19 protein-coding genes and 1 pseudogene are annotated in these 16,207 nt (G+C 60.0%); 16 read left to right on the top strand and 4 right to left on the bottom strand.

Translation table 11 applies throughout. The features are described from left to right. Positions 1–288: 288 nt before the first annotated feature. From PROAA_RS06110 to PROAA_RS06095, 4 genes are all read right to left on the bottom strand, one after another. Entirely contained in the window at positions 289–921 is a 633-nt protein-coding gene (locus tag PROAA_RS06110) for an SOUL family heme-binding protein (protein ID WP_186410490.1), read from the bottom strand. Positions 922–930: 9 nt separating this feature from the next. After that, complete coding sequence (locus PROAA_RS06105) at positions 931–1,779, bottom strand: alpha/beta hydrolase family protein (RefSeq protein WP_222102131.1); 849 nt, start codon at positions 1,777–1,779, stop codon at positions 931–933. Between the two features lie 374 nt (positions 1,780–2,153). Continuing rightward, on the bottom strand, positions 2,154–2,606 hold the full coding sequence (locus PROAA_RS06100; protein ID WP_186410489.1) for a pyridoxamine 5'-phosphate oxidase family protein: 453 nt from the start codon (positions 2,604–2,606) through the stop codon (positions 2,154–2,156). 55 nt (positions 2,607–2,661) lie between these two features. Next, positions 2,662–3,114: a DUF1499 domain-containing protein gene (locus tag PROAA_RS06095; protein WP_186410488.1), complete on the bottom strand. Its 453-nt coding sequence runs from the start codon at positions 3,112–3,114 to the stop codon at positions 2,662–2,664. Between the two features lie 302 nt (positions 3,115–3,416). Between PROAA_RS06095 and PROAA_RS06090 the strand changes: the two genes are divergently transcribed. The 16 genes and pseudogenes from PROAA_RS06090 to PROAA_RS06015 form a co-directional block, all read left to right on the top strand. After that, entirely contained in the window at positions 3,417–4,157 is a 741-nt protein-coding gene (locus PROAA_RS06090) for an SDR family NAD(P)-dependent oxidoreductase (protein WP_186410487.1), read from the top strand. 6 nt (positions 4,158–4,163) lie between these two features. After that, positions 4,164–4,622, top strand: a complete 459-nt coding sequence (locus PROAA_RS06085; RefSeq protein ID WP_186410486.1) for a DUF3429 domain-containing protein — start codon at positions 4,164–4,166, stop codon at positions 4,620–4,622. A 32-nt stretch (positions 4,623–4,654) separates the two neighbouring features. Next, positions 4,655–5,014 carry a hypothetical protein gene (locus PROAA_RS06080; protein ID WP_186410485.1) on the top strand — a complete coding sequence of 120 codons (360 nt, stop codon included), beginning with the start codon at positions 4,655–4,657 and terminating at the stop codon, positions 5,012–5,014. A gap of 57 nt (positions 5,015–5,071) precedes the next feature. Beyond that, positions 5,072–6,421: an ABC1 kinase family protein gene (locus PROAA_RS06075; RefSeq protein WP_186410484.1), complete on the top strand. Its 1,350-nt coding sequence runs from the start codon at positions 5,072–5,074 to the stop codon at positions 6,419–6,421. Positions 6,422–6,539: 118 nt separating this feature from the next. Then, the gene (locus tag PROAA_RS06070; RefSeq protein WP_186410483.1) at positions 6,540–7,040 is read left to right on the top strand and encodes a CIA30 family protein; all 501 of its coding nucleotides are present in this window, start codon (positions 6,540–6,542) and stop codon (positions 7,038–7,040) included. Positions 7,041–7,053: 13 nt separating this feature from the next. Next, positions 7,054–7,626, top strand: a complete 573-nt coding sequence (locus tag PROAA_RS06065) for a histidine phosphatase family protein (protein ID WP_186410482.1) — start codon at positions 7,054–7,056, stop codon at positions 7,624–7,626. Between the two features lie 133 nt (positions 7,627–7,759). Further along, the gene (locus PROAA_RS06060) at positions 7,760–8,221 is read left to right on the top strand and encodes an oligopeptide/dipeptide ABC transporter ATP-binding protein (RefSeq protein ID WP_425394000.1); all 462 of its coding nucleotides are present in this window, start codon (positions 7,760–7,762) and stop codon (positions 8,219–8,221) included. Positions 8,222–8,347: 126 nt separating this feature from the next. Further along, a complete protein-coding gene (locus PROAA_RS06055; RefSeq protein WP_186410481.1) occupies positions 8,348–8,695 on the top strand; it encodes a hypothetical protein in 348 nt (115 codons plus the stop codon). A gap of 10 nt (positions 8,696–8,705) precedes the next feature. Beyond that, entirely contained in the window at positions 8,706–9,230 is a 525-nt protein-coding gene (locus PROAA_RS06050; RefSeq protein WP_186410480.1) for a hypothetical protein, read from the top strand. A gap of 104 nt (positions 9,231–9,334) precedes the next feature. Next, positions 9,335–9,823 (top strand): oligopeptide/dipeptide ABC transporter ATP-binding protein, encoded by a 489-nt coding sequence (locus PROAA_RS06045; RefSeq protein ID WP_425393999.1) that lies wholly within the window; start codon positions 9,335–9,337, stop codon positions 9,821–9,823. Positions 9,824–10,495: 672 nt separating this feature from the next. Continuing rightward, a complete protein-coding gene (locus PROAA_RS06040) occupies positions 10,496–12,250 on the top strand; it encodes a hypothetical protein (RefSeq protein WP_186410479.1) in 1,755 nt (584 codons plus the stop codon). 198 nt (positions 12,251–12,448) lie between these two features. After that, positions 12,449–13,606, top strand: coding sequence for a DUF3800 domain-containing protein (locus PROAA_RS06035; protein ID WP_186410478.1), 1,158 nt, complete (start codon positions 12,449–12,451; stop codon positions 13,604–13,606). Positions 13,607–14,164: 558 nt separating this feature from the next. Next, positions 14,165–14,431 carry an AbrB/MazE/SpoVT family DNA-binding domain-containing protein gene (locus PROAA_RS06030; protein ID WP_186410477.1) on the top strand — a complete coding sequence of 89 codons (267 nt, stop codon included), beginning with the start codon at positions 14,165–14,167 and terminating at the stop codon, positions 14,429–14,431. A 5-nt stretch (positions 14,432–14,436) separates the two neighbouring features. Beyond that, positions 14,437–14,871, top strand: a complete 435-nt coding sequence (locus PROAA_RS06025) for a putative toxin-antitoxin system toxin component, PIN family (protein ID WP_245664185.1) — start codon at positions 14,437–14,439, stop codon at positions 14,869–14,871. A gap of 177 nt (positions 14,872–15,048) precedes the next feature. Then, positions 15,049–15,975: an ABC transporter ATP-binding protein gene (locus PROAA_RS06020; RefSeq protein ID WP_186410475.1), complete on the top strand. Its 927-nt coding sequence runs from the start codon at positions 15,049–15,051 to the stop codon at positions 15,973–15,975. Continuing rightward, a pseudogene (locus tag PROAA_RS06015) lies at positions 15,972–16,207 on the top strand (ABC transporter permease); the annotation flags it as partial. The gene PROAA_RS06020 and the pseudogene PROAA_RS06015, both read left to right, overlap by 4 nt.

Here is a 16,207-nt window from a genome sequence, read left to right as displayed (position 1 = left end):
CCATCCCAATTCGACATCAGCATAATCAGAAAGTTCATTCTTCATTGTGCCGAATCAATAGCCTGACCGAAGGCGTTCAAGAAAGAGATTCGGGCAGAGGGCGAGACCTCGGCCACAGCGGTCTCACAAGGCTTGCTAGGTCAGCGACTGCACCTATTCGCTTGGACCCATTCGGCCGTCGCAAGTCCTAAATTAATGGCCGTAAGCAGGAACGGCGGCTTGTCGAAAATGGCCACCTTCCCTGACATTGCAAAACCCAACGGGAAGACTTTGCCTCCCTGTGCAAACTCACTCATTTTGCTCAAGCGGCTCTGAAGACAGTGAAAGCCAGATTTCATTGCGCCGCAAGAACCACGGTGTGAATGGTGGGTTGTAACGGGCAAAAACCGGTTCTCCTGACCAGGCAAGCCCTTCAGAGGTGAGTGTTGCCTTCAGCTTGTCCAGGTGCTCTGCGTAGTTACCGGCGGACCAGAATCCCGAGTAGCGTATCGCCGCAATATGGCTAGCCTTCACCTCGCGAAGCTTGACCCTCGAATCATTCGGCTCAGGCGCCGAGGCCAGCGTCACTCCCTTGGGCAGCACGAACTGCACGATCCAGCCGCCGGCGATCGCCGTCTGGGTCACCGGTGCCGTCATCTCCAGCTTCACGGGTGTAGCGCTCTGCGTTACTGGAGCAGTCATCGAGAAACTCCGCGCACCCTTGTTTTTTCCGAAGATATAGCCTGCGAGAATCGGAAAGGCATCATTACCGGCCGTATCTGCACTACCCTCCACAAGCACTTCGGCGACCACATAGGGCACGTACTGTCGAATCTCGATGTTGTTGTCGAGCTTGCGCAGGACTTCATGGTCCGGCTCTTCGGCAGAGCGGGTCACGATAGGCACCGCCAACAGGGCAAAAGCAAACAAAGAAAGTCGCATGGCATCCAGTCAGTACGATGGGTTAGCACGTCGATGGATGTCCGAGTAGCCCGGGGTGATGAACTTGGCGAGAATCGTGTTGTGGCGTGCAGGCCAGCTGTGCAGCGCCGCATCGCTACTGCCAAACGTGCTCTCGAAGAAAGCGATCGAAAGTTCCTTTGTCGCTGCCTTCACCAGCGAATTGAGCTCGGCGCCGCCGGTGCCATTGCGATCGGTGAACATGCTGTGGGATCCGCCCTCGAATACCGCAAGAACCTTGCGGGCGCCAGGCATGGCGTCGAAAACAGCGATCCTGTCCTCGACCCCCGAGTAGTACCCCGGAATGCGGATGATGTCTTCAGTCGCCGTAATGTGCAGTGTCGGCACCCTGATATTGGAGAGAATTCCAGCCATGTTGCTTTCGCCGTAGAAGGGCGGTGCCGAAAGCAGAACGGCCGCGCTGAGACGCGGCTCGAAAAGGTCGATGATGCGATCCTGGCGCATGATGCGCGCACCGAGGGCCAGCATAACGGTATTGGCGCCGTAGGAATGGCCGGCGGCAACTATGCGCCCGGCGTCGATCCTTGAGCCAAGTTCCTGATCGGCGAGAATCTGATCAAGCGCAAAGCGCAGGTCGCCGACGCGAGCGATCGCCTCCTCTTCCTGGGCCGCCCCCTGCAGACGCCCGACAAGGCCGAAGATGTTACCGCGCCACAGGGAACGGTCGCTGCCGACATGCTGCAGGTGCAGACTGGCATAGCCGTGACTGGCCCAGTAGGCACCAAGGTAGCTGTAGCCCCGTCGCGATCCGCCCATGCCGTGCGAGAAAACCACCAGAGGCAGTGTCTGCGCAGGCGCCGCCTGGGCTGGAAGATACAAGCGAACCGGAACGGCGCGGTTGCGCGCCGTATCGATCAGTCGAAATCATGGGTAACGATCCTCGCAGTGCCAGCTTCAACTGTACTGTCCGTCATCGCGTTAACGGCGGGCACGACCACCGGCGCCTCTACCACGTCGGCCGCGAGGCGAGGCGACGCCAGGAAGAGTAAGACCAGCGCTGTACCGGTGGCGGCCGTGAGTCTGATCAAGGGCCTGGCGGATGCGAATATCACGTTGTCAGTTGGGACAGCTGGCACGTGAAGCTTGAGAGATTTCATGGCGGGACCTCACTGCCAACAAAGGTGGTATGACGACTCCAATCGACCGTTGCTTTGCCCCGAAGTTTCGACCCTGCCGCGAGTCGACTGACGGTGTCAGTCTCCGGTGCGCCATTCGAGAACCTTCTGAAAACTGGAAACAAGGAGGTACGAATCGATCTTCACCTTGACAACGGCGCAAGTCGGCGAGACAGCAAATTCGGCCAGATAGGGGTGGCAGGTGAGGAACAACTCGAGCAGGGTAGCGCGTTCACCAGAACCCACTTCCTGTGCCTTTCCGATGGCGGTTACCGCCACGGAATCCCTGGTATCAGAGCCTTTGTTCTCGCGGTTGTCGATCAGCAGGGCGACCCGACGATTGGCCACAAGGTTGGCGAACTTGCACGTCGTCCTGTCAGTCAGAACGACCAGCTGCTGCAGGTCGGCGGAGGCCACAAACGCCATCAGGCTGGTGAAAGGCTGGCCGTGGTCGTCGGTCGCCAGAACCGCGAAACGTTGCGAATGAAAAAGCTCACTGAGAATCCTCTGTATCTCGACGTCCGTGCTCATATCGCCCATTCCGTAAAGAAAGCCGGGTTCGACGCCTGTTTCGAATACAGCGCCATCAAGGCTGACTCTGCTGCTCGAAGCGAGTTGTGAATTCCCGCATTCGGGAGCGGTTTTTGCCCCAGTCGAAAAAACCGAACAACGACCGTGATCGAAACTCGATGCGCTGCCTCTGCGCGTCGATTCTGAAATCGACCTGGTCTCTGAATCCAACCGGCGTGGTGAAGATCACTTCCAGCGCAAGATCTTCGCTGCGCACCACTCTTGCCTCGGGGAAGGTTTTCAGCGTGGCGTGCAACATTGACATGGCCTGCGCGGGTGTGCCTGTGTATCGCAACGGCAACAGGCTGCCGGTGCCCAGCGAGTTGACGCAGTTGCTGGTACGCGCACAGGCCAGGGGGGAGAGGCTGTCGGAAGCATCGCTGGCGTGGGGCTTCGGCGCAGCCGATGCACATCCACTGAGCAGGATCGCCAGCGTCGCAATGCCAAGCCCGGTGCTTTTCCTTGCCATCCGGGGAAGCCGCCGTCCACTTGCTGAGCAGTAGCTTCTTCGGGTTCAGGCGGCGAGCAGCCTGCGAACCGAAGGCCTGTAATTCGGCTCCGGGTGGGCAAGATGATTTCATGGCTTTTCTCATGATTGTCCTAGACAAACTGTAGATTAGAGCGTATTGTAGCCCAAAACACGGACAGAGTTGTTGATGTTTTTAGTGTTGTCTAGGACAACAAGAACTTCCCAGCGGTCAATCAGAGGATTTCTTTGACGCCCAGGGGGAGCTTCTTCCTTGAGAGCAGGTGAACCGGAGAAGAGAGGCCATGGAAAGAGTAGCCTTGGTTACTGGAGCAGCAGGCGGTTTGGGTCAATCGGTGGCGGCCAAGCTGGCCGAGGCAGGCTGGCGACTGCTCGTGACCAGCCGGGAGGGTGAACGCTTGGCCCACAGCTACGGGAACAGCGACGTACAGGTGGTCGCTGACTGCTCCAGCGTTGCCGGATCGCGCCACATTTTTGAGGTCGCCAAAGCGCACCAGTTGCTGCCCACGGCCTTCGTGCACTGCGTCGGGAACATTCGCCTGGGCGCATTGCACAGGATGTCCGAGGCCGACTTCGTGGCCTGCCTCAACGCCAATCTGGTCAGCGCCTTCCATACACTGGCGGCTTTCGTCGGCGCCCTGCGCGACGCCAAGTGCCCCGGATCGGCGGTGCTGATCTCGTCGGCTGCAGCGCGGATCGGTACTCCCAATCACGAAGCGGTAGCGGCAGCGAAAGCCGGTGTCGAAGGACTGGTACGCAGTGCGGCGGCGACCTATGCGAGCAATGGCATCCGAATCAACGCGGTCGCCCCCGGCATCATGGACACGCCGGCCTCGACCGCCATTCTCGGCACCACCATGGGGCGCGAGGCCGCGGCTCGCCAGTACCCCCTGCCGGGCATTGGCTCCCCCGACGAACTGGCCGAACTAATGGTCTGGCTGCTCTCGGACAAGGCGGCCCGGGTGACCGGCCAGGTTTGGTCGATGGATGCCGGCTTTTCAACCATTCGACCGTTGGTCAGGTAGGACGCGATGAACCAGTCCCTGCCCAATCCCATTCCACGCAGCGTCGCCCTGCTCGGTTACGGAGGACTGTTACCGTTTCTCGTCCTGGCCCCCGCCAGCCTTGTCGACCCGCACCACGCAAGGATCTGGAGCAATGCGCTGTTTGCCTACGGTGCGGTGATCCTGACCTTTGTCGGTGCGCTGCATTGGGGATTCGCCATGACTTTGACGGATCTGAGCGCCAGTCGGCGGACGCAGTGCTTCGTGTGGAGTGTTGTCCCGGCGCTGCTGGCCTGGGCGGCATTTCTGTTATCGCCGATGCTGACGAGTATCCTCCTGGTGACCGGGTTTCTTACCCACTATTGGCAGGATAGACTTCTGGTCGCCGCCAGCCACTTGCCGACCTGGTACCTGCCACTGCGCTTCCGGCTGACTACCGTGGCCTGTCTTTGCCTGACGGCAGCAGCTATCGCTGAAACCTGGTAATCGATCGGAACCCATCGAGCAAAGGAGCAACGATGAACGCCTTTAACAGACTTCCAGGATTCGTGCAAACGCCCGCCGGACGGGAGCGCGACGTGCTCCGTTGGTTGCCCTGCGTGCTCGTTTTCGGCACGCTGCTTCTAGCCTTGCCCTCGCTTGCGGCGAGGATTCTTCTCGGCGAAGGGGATGCAGTGGGAGCCTCGACTGGCCTCCAGATGGTCGACATTGCTGCGCTCAGTATCGTGGTCCTGCACTGGACGGCGGTGCTCACGGTAGCAATTGCTGCATTCATCGTCACGGTAATGAAAGGTCCCGCTTATGTGGCGGACGCCTATCGCGTCGAGGATTCGGAAATCCCCGATTGTCCCGATTGCCGCCAGCCGGCGTCGTGCTGAAGAATTGCTCGCCAAATGTTCCGCGCTACGGTCCGATCAGATGGAAACCGAGGCCGCATGCTCGACGATGAGCGAATCGAACGCGACGCAAGCACCTCAGCCGTTCCCGGCGGACGCTGGTCCAGAATTGCCCGGCTGGGTGTTCTGGCCAGCGGCGTTGCCGGTAGTATGCTGGTAGAAGGCACGCGACAGTTGGCCCAAGGCAAGCGTCCGCGAATTGGCGACTTGCTGCTGACGCCGGAGAACGCCTGCCGTGTTGCCGATCAGCTTGCCCGCCTGCGCGGTGCCGCGATGAAGTTCGGGCAATTGTTGTCCATGGATGCAGGCGATCTGTTGCCGCCGGAGTTTGGCTCTATCCTGGCGCGCTTGCGCGCCGACGCCAAAGCCATGCCAATGAGCCAGCTGGTGAGTGTGCTCGACGCCAACTGGGGGCATGGCTGGGACCGCCATTTCCGGCAGTTCTCCTTCACGCCGGTGGCGGCAGCGTCGGTCGGCCAGGTCCATCTGGCGCAGACGAAGGACGGGCGGCGCCTGGCCATAAAAGTCCAGTACCCCGGTGTCCGCCAGAGTATCGACAGCGACGTCGATAATGTCGCTACCCTGCTGCGTGTCGCCGGACTGCTCCCCGGAGGACTGGATGTCGGACCGCTGCTGCGGGAATCGAAACGACAGTTGCACGCCGAAGCGAATTATCTCGGTGAGGGCGCCTGGCTCAGCCGCTACGCCGGACTGCTTGCCGACGCGCCTGAGTTCATGCTGCCCGAGGTGGACGCCGACCTGACGACGGAAAGCGTACTGGCGATGTCCTGCATGGGTGGCGAGCCGGTCGAATCCTTGCTGCATGCTCCGCAAGCAGAGCGAGATCGTGTGGCAGGACTGCTGTTCAGGCTGCTCTTCCGGGAGATCTTCGAATTCCGATTGATCCAGACCGACCCCAACTTTGCCAACTACCGCTACGACAAAGCCAGCCGCCAACTGATTCTGCTCGACTTCGGCGCCACCCGCCCCTACCCGGCAGCCGTCGTCGACGCCTATCGCCAGCTAATGGCGAGTGCCGTCGTCGGAAACCGGCAGGGAATGAGCATGGCCGCCAGCGCCATCGGCTACTTTCGGGCGGACATCGGGGAGCGGCAGCGGCAACTCGTCCTTGATGTCTTCCAGCGCGCCTGCGAACCATTGCGCTACGCCGGTGCCTACGATTTCGGGACTTCGGATCTGCCAGCGCGAATCCGCGACGCCGGTATGGCATTGAGCACCGAAAGGGATTCCTGGCATACGCCACCGGCGGATGCCCTGTTCTTGCACCGCAAGGCAGGCGGTCTTTATCTGCTGGCGGCGAAGCTAAAGGCGCGGGTGGACGTTCGCGCCCTGTTTCTGCCTTACGCGTCGACGCAGGCGCCGCCATGAGCCGGCAGCGAGATACCCGGTGGTCAGGCCTGCCGTCCGACAGTCGCCGTGCGTCGTTCCGGGCCGTAGCTGGCTTAGGCGAATGGCTGCGTGCTTTGGATAGGCCAGGGCAGCAAGCATGAAGACTCCAATTTGCCGATTCGATACCCCAAATGGCGTCGCCGCCTGGTACGCCATCGACGATCGCGTGATGGGTGGCGTCTCGGCCAGCAGAATGGCTTTTGACCCGAAAGGGCATGCAGTTTTCTCGGGATCGCTTTCCCTCACCAACAACGGCGGCTTTGCGTCGGTTCGCTCACCGGTGGCTGCGTCCGATAGCGTGGGCGGCTCAGCCTATTTGCTCACCGTACGCGGCGACGGCAAGCGCTATAAGTTCAGCATCCTGACTGGCGCCAAGTTCGACGGCATCAGTTACCAGGCGGCTTTTCAGCCACCGGCTGGCGAGTGGACCATGATAAGACTGGCCGCAGCCGATTTTGTCCCAACCTGGCGAGGACGCGTCATCGGCCACCTGCCACCGCTTGACTTCTCATCGGCACAGCAAGTGGGCCTTGTGATCGCCGATCGGCAAATGGGTCCGTTCAAGCTCGATCTGCGCGCGATCGAGCTTGTCAGATGAAGAGAGGTGGAGAATGCGCAAACTGCTGATCCTTTCACTTGTGGCCATGTCATGGTCCTTTCCGGCGCGGGCGGATGATCCGGCTTTGTCGCTCCGCGAACTTGCCAGGCCGGGCCGTGTGCTGATGCTGCGGCATGCGCACGCGCCGGGGTTCGGCGACCCGCCGAATTTCGTCATCGGCGATTGTTCCACGCAGCGCAATCTTGATGCCAGCGGCCGTGCTCAGGCACGAAAGTTGGGCGCACGTCTGCGGGCGGCCGGCCTGAGCAATGCGAGAGTCTTTTCGAGCCAGTGGTGCCGCGCGCTCGAAACGGCCCGCTTACTGGACCTTGGGCCGGTAGAGTCCTTGCCGGCGCTGAATTCCTTTTTCGGACGGCCGGACGATCGGGAAAGAACTCTAGACGCGTTGCGAACGTTTCTCGCCAGGCTACCCGTCGATGGCCAACCGGTGATCCTGGTCACCCATCAAGTCGTGGTGACCGCCTTCACCGAGGCAACGCCGCCATCCGGCGGTGGCAGCGCTTTCCAGATCGATGGAACCCGGACGCCAGTATGGCTTGGCGTCATTCCCATCGAAGCACGATGAAGCTACCGTGAAAGAACATCCCCCTGCAGGCCAGCGAATCTCTGGCGCAGGGTGTCCTCAAGAAGAACTCGAAAGATGAGCGGTCAGGCGGCAACGCGTTGCCATTGCGCGGGCACTGGCCGTCCAGCCGGAGTTGATTGTCTGCAACGAGCCGACCTCGGCGCTTGACGTCTCGGTTCAGGCGCAGATTCTCAATCTGCTCAAGGCGCTTCAGGACGACCTCGGGCTGGCCTACCTGTTCATCACGCACAACTTCGCCGTGGTCGACTATCTGGCGCATGAGGTGGCCGTGATGTATCTCGGCCGCATCGTCGAGCGCGGCCTGGTCGACGAGGTGCTGCGTTCGCCGCAACACCCCTATACGCAAGCCTTGCTCTCCGCCGTTCCCAGCCCACGGCTTGACGCGCAGCCGGAATTCATCCGCCTGGCTGGAGAAATGCCGTCACCGGCGAATCCGCCGACCGGCTGCCATTTTCATCCGCGCTGCCCGCAGGCCAGCGACGTATGCCATGCGGGCTATCCCGAGACGAGTCGCGTGACGGCCACGCATACGGTGCGCGGCCATTTGTTCGGTAGTGCCGCGCCAAATAAGTAGTGGCGACCGACGCGGACTTCACCACGCATGACATCAGAGCCGTGCCCCAGCACTAATGGTGCGGTTTCAACAACACGTAATCGCGTGATACACTTATTTATGTGTTAATCCCATGAGGTCAAGACAATGGCAAGCACCGTCAATTTCACCGGCGCGGTTGATCGCGATCTGCTCAAGCGCGCCAAAATTATTGCCGCCAAGACCGACACCTCGGTCAACGCGCTCTTCAACGCAGAGCTTCGCCATCTGGTCGAAACTTTCGAGGCGGCCGAAGCGGCAGGCAACCAGAATTACCGGCAACTGCTCGACTTTTCGCTGGGGCGGCTTGCGGGTGACCAAGCCATGCGCGCGCTGGGGATCGACAGCGAGGAAGACCTCTTCCTGTTGATGGCGCAAGCCCACCTGCCGATGCCGCGATTGCCGGAGGCCGACACGCGCGGGATGGTCGATCAACTGAAATCGCTGGCCGGTTGAGCCGCTCGCGATGGCCGCGAACCTTGCGCTGCTGCCCGACGCCGGGCCGCTCATCACGCTGGCCTATGCCGATGCGCTCGACCTGTTGCTCAAGCCCGGCTGGCCGATTGTGCTGGTCGATATGGTGCTGCACGAAGTGACGCGCAACCAGACGCCGACCAGCGAGAAACTGGCGCAGTGGGCCGCCTCAGGCCAGGTATCGGTGCGCGGCACCCGCCCCTTCCAGCAACACCAGCAAACGCTGGCGGCAAACCCCGCCGCCGCGCGCACCGCCAATCTCGGCGAACTGGCGATCCAGGAGACCATGAACGACTTCGCGCTCGACCATCAGCGACAAACCGGCGTGTTCCTGTTCGAGGATCACAAAATCGCCCGCACCAGCTTTTTGCTGCCGGGCAACTGCCGCAAGATCAGCACGCGCGCCTACCTGCTGTTTCTGAAGCAGCAAGGCTGGCTTGAGTCCGCGGCGGATATCGAGCGGCGAGCCATCCAGGCCGGGCGCAGCTTTTCGAAGCTGCGGTTTCCGCCCGAATAATCCGTTTCAGGAATTCCCGTGCTCGACACCGACACCAAACGCCGCATCGATCCCGCCAGCGGCAACGTGTTGCCATTGCGCGTGCACTGGCTGTCCAGCCGGAGTTGATCGTTTGCGACGAGCCGACCTCGGCGCTTGACGTCTCGGTCCAGGCGCAGATTCTCAATCTGCTCAAGGCACTGCAGGACGACCTCGGGCTGGCCTACCTGTTCATCACGCACAACTTTGCGGTGGTCGACTATCTGGCGCATGAGGTGGCCGTCATGTATCTCGGCCGCATCGTCGAGCGCGGCCTGGTCGACGAGGTGCTGCGTTCGCCGCAACACCCCTATACGCAAGCCTTGCTCTCCGCCGTTCCCAGCCCACGGCTTGACGCGCAGCCGGAATTCATCCGCCTGGCTGGAGAAATGCCGTCACCGGCGAATCCGCCGTCCGGCTGCCATTTTCATCCGCGCTGTCCGCAGGCGAGCGCCATATGCCGAGAGGGTTATCCCGAAACGAGCCGCGTGACAGCTACCCATACGGTACGCTGCCATTTGTTCGGTAGTACAGAACCCAACAAGCAGTTTGCCGATGCGGGCGGCAGAAAATGAGACCGATAAGTCGCCGTGGAGGATTAGTTGATGCAGACAAACAAAGTCCGTCGAGCCGTAGCCCGACATGGAAACTTGGGCTGCTACAACATTCTCGCGTCTGACAATCCGTCGGAGGATGTTAGCCTGACCGACGACGTGCATGAAAGAGATTCAGGGGAGGCGCAAGACCTCGGCCACTGCGGCCTTTGGAGGTTGCTCAGACGTAAGGCCGGTTTCGTGCGGTTTGCTGCCGTTGGCAGGTTGGATCACCTGATCCCAAAATGAGTGCCTGTAACAAGCTGTCCTATTCAGTGATAGGAGCTAACTTTTGAAAAACCTTTACATGTCCAATAGAATGTTTGCGTCATGACAAGCGACCCTATATCGGTCACATCTAGCAAATCTCCGATAAGTACCTATTCTTCGGAGCTTGTACTTGCGTGGGCGGTTGATTTAGAGACAAATAGCCCTCGCTACATCCTTGAACTCGATGCCGCGCATAACGGTGCCAAGTGCAAATGCAAATGCCCGAGTTGCAACCTGCCACTGACCGCAGTCAATGCCGGCAAGATCACCTGGAAGCACAGGCCTCACTTTCGTCATCCCAAAGGTGCTGCCCGCGAGAAATGCCTCATCATTGCCGCGCGCAGAGCCATAGATGAGATGTTCGGCCGGCAAGAACGGATTGTCTTGCCCCGCCGCCGCCGTTCTCGGGAAGTCGAGGGACTAAGCGGCAACTACCACGACGCATGGGTAGAACGACCGGCCGAACCGGTTCGCATCTCCGACTGCGCATTCGAGGATGAAACCAATGCCATCCTGACGCTCGACGACGGCCGGTGGTTGCATGTCCGGCTTGTTGGTCGCGGCGAGCTCGCCAATGACTCCGTAAATGAAGACCGCCTGACGGCCTGCATCGAAATCCAGGCCGATGATCCCGCAGTCGCCAACATGGATCCCAAAGAGATCCTTTCTCGGCTCCAGTTGGTATGGAACGAAGGATGCTGGGTACGCCACTGGGCCGACGATGAAATGGACGCCGAGGCAGAGGCTTCGGCCATCGCGAAGGCGATCGACACCCTCGACTGGCTCGATGCCGGCGATCTCCCCTACGACCTGAGTTCAGCCGAGCGCAGGGAAACCCTGCTTCACCGTGAAGTCAAAGCGATCCTGGAGCGCGAGCGACGAATCCGAGTGCCGGAATTGAAAGTGGAAGCCGAATGGCAGCGCGCCAAGGATTTTACCGACAAGCGCACTTGGTCGAGTCCGGACGTGGAGCTCCGGCTGTCCTCGGTGGAGCTCGAAGTGCATCTGGGCCACTCCGTCCCGGATGTAGTGGCGTCCTGGGTCGAGAAAGATGGCTTGTCGCACTCGATGCTCATCGAAGTAACGGTGACCAACACGATCACCGACGAACGTATCGAGCGATTGTCATCACTCGGCTGGCCAGTGCTGGAAATCGACATCAGCCGCATGGGCGGTACCGTTACGCGCGACGAACTTACCCGTCTCGTGCTTGACGAGTTTGCCGGCAAGCGGTGGCTCCATCACCCGGTCATCGAGGAAGAGCGCGTTCATCTGGTTGTCTTGATGCAGCAGGAAGAAGCGCGGGCGACCGAGGTGGAGCGGCAACGCCAAGCAATTCTTGATGTACCAGCAGTAGAATGGAGAGAACGCTACCTCGATGCATTCCGTTGTCGCTGGCAGGAGCAGGTATCGTTTGGCGATGGCCTGCCGGATACCGTGGGCTGGCGCCAGGCACGGTCCGATGTGTCCGAAGCGATTCGCGGATTGGAGGCGCATGGTTATCCTGCATCCTTGCTTGACGAGCATCCGCTGCGGACAGTAATTGCCAGAATTCTCTCGTTCCACGACAGCGCCGGCATCGAGTATCGAACTGATGTCTGGGGCGTGATCAACGCGATTCTCTGTGACCGTGAACGCGCCAAGAAATGGCATACGCTTTACCTGATCGCTCTGAAAGTCTACCCGCAGACATTGACCGAAGATCACCAGGAGAAGGTCGCTGCTTGGCGCAAGAGCGTTGTGAATAGCATCCGTGAGGAGCTGGAAACCTATGTCCGGGAAGCCACCTACGATCGGTTGATCGGCCTGTTGTTCCCGAAGATGCGCTCGGCGCTGAACGAGCCGTTCGGCACATCGCTGTATATCCCGGAACGGGAAAGAGAGTACGACGGCCCTATTCCCTCCGGCCAGTCGGGCAACGGCACGGCGGCGTCGCATGTCGGCCCATCTGTACCACGGCCACTCGACGATGTCGATGCATCATTGCTGCAGGCATCCGGTTATGCGGTAGGCCTTGGGCAAAGCCCATTATCGTTTGCCAAGGACTATGTACGGCAGATCAGCGGCCTGACGGTCGAGCAGGTCATTCATCGACTGACCGCAAGGGGCGTGGCCAAGAATCGCTGGTCTTGGAGCTGACCCAACGGCCGTTCAGCCCGATGACCAGCCCAATAGCGCCAGGCCGGAGTTCGGCCACAACGGCCATTGCCAGACCCTGCGCCTTAAGTTCGCTTTGTATGATAAAGCGGTCATTATCCGTCGGCAAAGCACGGGGTGATCCAAGACGTATTACAGTTGCAACGGACGGTATAGAAAATATCAAGCAAGGGGGCATCAGTGTTCGCGTACATCGATGAAACCGGTCATACCGGTTCCAACCTGTTCGACTCAGTGCAGCCGATCTTCTACTATGGCGTTTTTTCCTGCAAAGTCGATTTTGATTTCGTCTATGGCGACCGAATGCGTAGGCTCGCGGCCTCGTTAGGCTGCACTTCGCTACACGGAAACGAACTTGGCGCCGACAAGGTAGAGACTATCCTTCCCGAGATTCAGAAGATTCTGCGGGTGTCGGATGGCCGTTTCGACCTGAGCAAGGTCAACAAGATCGACCTCGCTGTCACCAAGCTCTTCGATACGGTATTCGATCCCGGCGAAAATGTTGCTGTTCCGTGGCAGGCATACAACATGGTGGCGTTCCGAAACGTCCTGCTCCTAAAGCTCGCACGTGTGCTCGACGAAGCGCTTCTGAAGGCATTTTGGGGTAGTTTGCTTGACCGAAAGGAAACCAATTCACGGGCATCCCTTGTGGCAACGCTCAAGGAAATCAAGAACCGACTCTCCGCAGTTCCAGACGCGCGCAGCCGGGAGATACTCTCCGGAGGCCTAAGCTGGGCAATCGAGAATCCGGAAGTGCTCGAATACCACTCATCGTCACCGGCGCACCTGAAATGGCATATGCCGAATGCGGTTGCTTTTCCGGACATGCTTCGCGCCATCCACACGAAATCTAAGCAGTGGCGCCGCCCTGTCCGCTTGATCAAGGTTGACCAGCAAAGCCAGTTCAACGCGACGCAGCGTGCATTACATGAAATCCACCGCAATGCCGCGCCGGGGAAGGGAGTCTTCCCAATAGGGATCGACCCGGTCGAGCTTCGCCTCGTTCCGGAAAGTCGCTTGATAACTTGCGCAAGCAGGGACAGCCCGGGCATCCAGCTTGTTGACCTCTTGCTTTGGATTGTTCGGCAGATAGACAAGGGGCAGCCGCCGGGACCAGAGAGCATCGAGTTGTTTCGCAAGATTGGACATCGAACACGGGTTTTCGAGTTTTCGCTTCGACACATCAGCCAATGGACCGAAGCTGCGTGGAAAAAGATCAACAGTGCCGAGATGTCAGACGAGCAACTGCAAAAAGGCGTTGAGTTACTTGCCCTTTCGGAACAGCGACGGCGCGCCGCGATGAGCGCTTACAATGCGGCGAAGTCCGCAAACGCCTAGCTCAATAGGGGGCGTAGATATTTCCTTTTCCACGGTTCGAAAGCTTAATCTCTCTGGCACCTTTGGGCCTTTTTAAAGGGTAAACGTCATGCGCACGGTCTCTGCTGCCATGTGCTTGCAGTAGCCAAAGGAGGGGAAATTCGACCGGCCGACGGGGTCCGAGCGCTACCTGACAAGGCGACTTCAAAATGGCGAGAAGATGAGCCTGGCCACTTTCCCCTCGTCGGCCTTATGTGGAGCGTTACATAAGGCCGAGATGTTGCCCCCGCTGCCCCAGAGATCAAGAAATCTGTCGACCCACTCGACGGACCTAGTTTGACCCGACGGACTTTGTTTGTCCCGCTCGCAGTTTCAAGGCTAATGCACAGGCGCTACGCCCATGGGAGCCACAGTTCAGTGCGAGCAGATTCAACGCGAGAGAGCTGCTGTCTGATGCCTTTGCTGCGTGAGGGGTCGCGCTCGATTCCGGGGGGCGGGCACGACTACCTGCCGCTGCTTGAACTGTTGCGGCCAGTCGCGTAAAGTAAGGCCTCCTTACTATCGTAAAGGGTGACAAAAATGCTCGCCAAGATGACATCGAAGAACCAGCTGACGCTGCCCAAGAGCATTACGGCGGCCGTCGACTCTCCCGAGTATTTCGAGGTGGAGGCCCGAAATGGCCAGATCGTGCTGACGCCGGTGCGCATCCAGCGCGGCGACGCCGTGCGCGCCAAGCTGGCGGAACTTGACATCGGAGAGCAAGATATTGCCGACGCCGTGCAATGGGCGCGGCAGAAACCGGCCGCCCGAGTCGCCCAAGTCACCAAGCCCGTACGCAAGAAATGACGTCGGTGGCGCGTTCGTCCACGCCGCCACGGGTGGTGATCGATACCAACCTTGTCCTCTCGGCACTGGTATTCGGCAATGGGCGTCTCACGCCGTTGCGCCAGGCTTGGCAAAGCCAGCGCATCCGGCCCATCATCTCTCGCGTCACGGTAACCGAGCTGATCCGGGTGCTGGCCTATCCCAAGTTCAAGCTCACGGCGGACGAACAGCAGGAATTGTTGGCCGACTACCTGCCTTGCTGCAAGACCGTCCGCATCCCCGAGCCGCCGCCAAAAACGCCGCCCTGCCGCGATGTTTTCGACATTCCCTTTATGGAGCTGGCTATCGCCGGCAAGGCAACGGCGCTGATCACCGGCGACCGGGACCTACTCAGCCTCGCCGGCAGTTTCACCTGCCCCATCGTCAGCGCCGAACAATTCATCAACACCCTGAAGCCATGACGATGAGGGGAAAGGCGAGGGGGAAAGAGGCCAGGCTCATTTTCTCGCCATCTTGAGGTCGCCTTGTCAGGCACTGCTTCCTGAGCGGCTTCGGCCTGCGCGACCTGCCGGTGCCTGCGGCCGGGTCAGGGGGTGGATGAATTTGCCGAGTCCGCTCGATCTGCTATCGTTGCACCAATGCAGATAATCATCTCCGTATCCGGCCTCTCCAAGACCTACGATTCGCGCTTCGAGGCGCTCAAGAAGATCAACCTGGACATCCGCCGGGGCGAAATCTTCGCACTGCTTGGCCCCAACGGCGCCGGAAAAACCACGCTGATCAGCATCATTTGCGGAATCGTCACGGCGAGCGAAGGAAATGTACGGGTCGACGGCCATGACATCGTCGCCGACTACCGGGCCGCCCGCGCCATGATCGGGCTGGTGCCGCAGGAACTGACCACCGATGCCTTCGAATCGGTGTGGGCGACGGTGTCGTTCAGCCGCGGCCTGTTCGGCAAGCCGCCAAATCCCGCGTACATCGAAAAGGTGTTGCGCGATCTATCCTTGTGGGACAAGAAAGACAGCAAGATCATCACGCTCTCGGGCGGCATGAAGCGTCGCCTGCTGATCGCCAAGGCGCTGTCGCACGAGCCGCAAGTTCTCTTCCTCGACGAGCCGACGGCCGGCGTCGACGTTAATTTGCGGCGCGACATGTGGCAACTGGTGCGATCGCTGCAGGCGACCGGCGTGACGATCATCCTGACCACCCACTACATCGACGAGGCTGAAGAGATGGCCGACCGCATCGGCGTGATCAGCAAGGGCGAGATCATTCTGGTGGACGAGAAGGCCGAGCTGATGCGAAAGCTGGGCAAGAAGCAGATGACGCTGCAGCTGCAGATTGCCTTGGAGCACATCCCGCCCGCGCTTGCCGCCTACCAACTCGAGCTGTCGAGCGATGGCAACGAGCTGATCTATACCTTCGACGCGCAAGGCGAGCGAACCGGCATCGTCGCCCTGCTCAAGGATTTGACCGACGCGGCGATCGTCTTCAAGGATTTGCACACGACGCAGAGTTCGCTTGAAGACATCTTCGTCAGCCTAGTGAAGGACGCGAAATGAACTGGCACGCCATGCGCGCGATTTACCTCTTCGAAATGGCACGCACGCGTCGCACGCTGCTGCAGAGCATCGTCTCGCCGGTGATTTCGACTTCGCTGTATTTCGTCGTCTTTGGCGCGGCGATCGGTTCGCGCATTGACGAGATCGAAGGCATCAGCTACGGCGCTTTCATCGTGCCGGGGCTGATCATGCTTTCACTGCTGACGCAGAGCGTCTCCAACGCCTCGTTCGG

It is taken from the genome of Candidatus Propionivibrio aalborgensis (genome assembly GCF_900089945.1).
GTDB lineage: Bacteria > Pseudomonadota > Gammaproteobacteria > Burkholderiales > Rhodocyclaceae > Propionivibrio > Propionivibrio aalborgensis.
The sequence above is the reverse complement of the archived record's forward strand: the minus strand, read 5'-3'. Positions and strand labels throughout refer to the sequence as shown.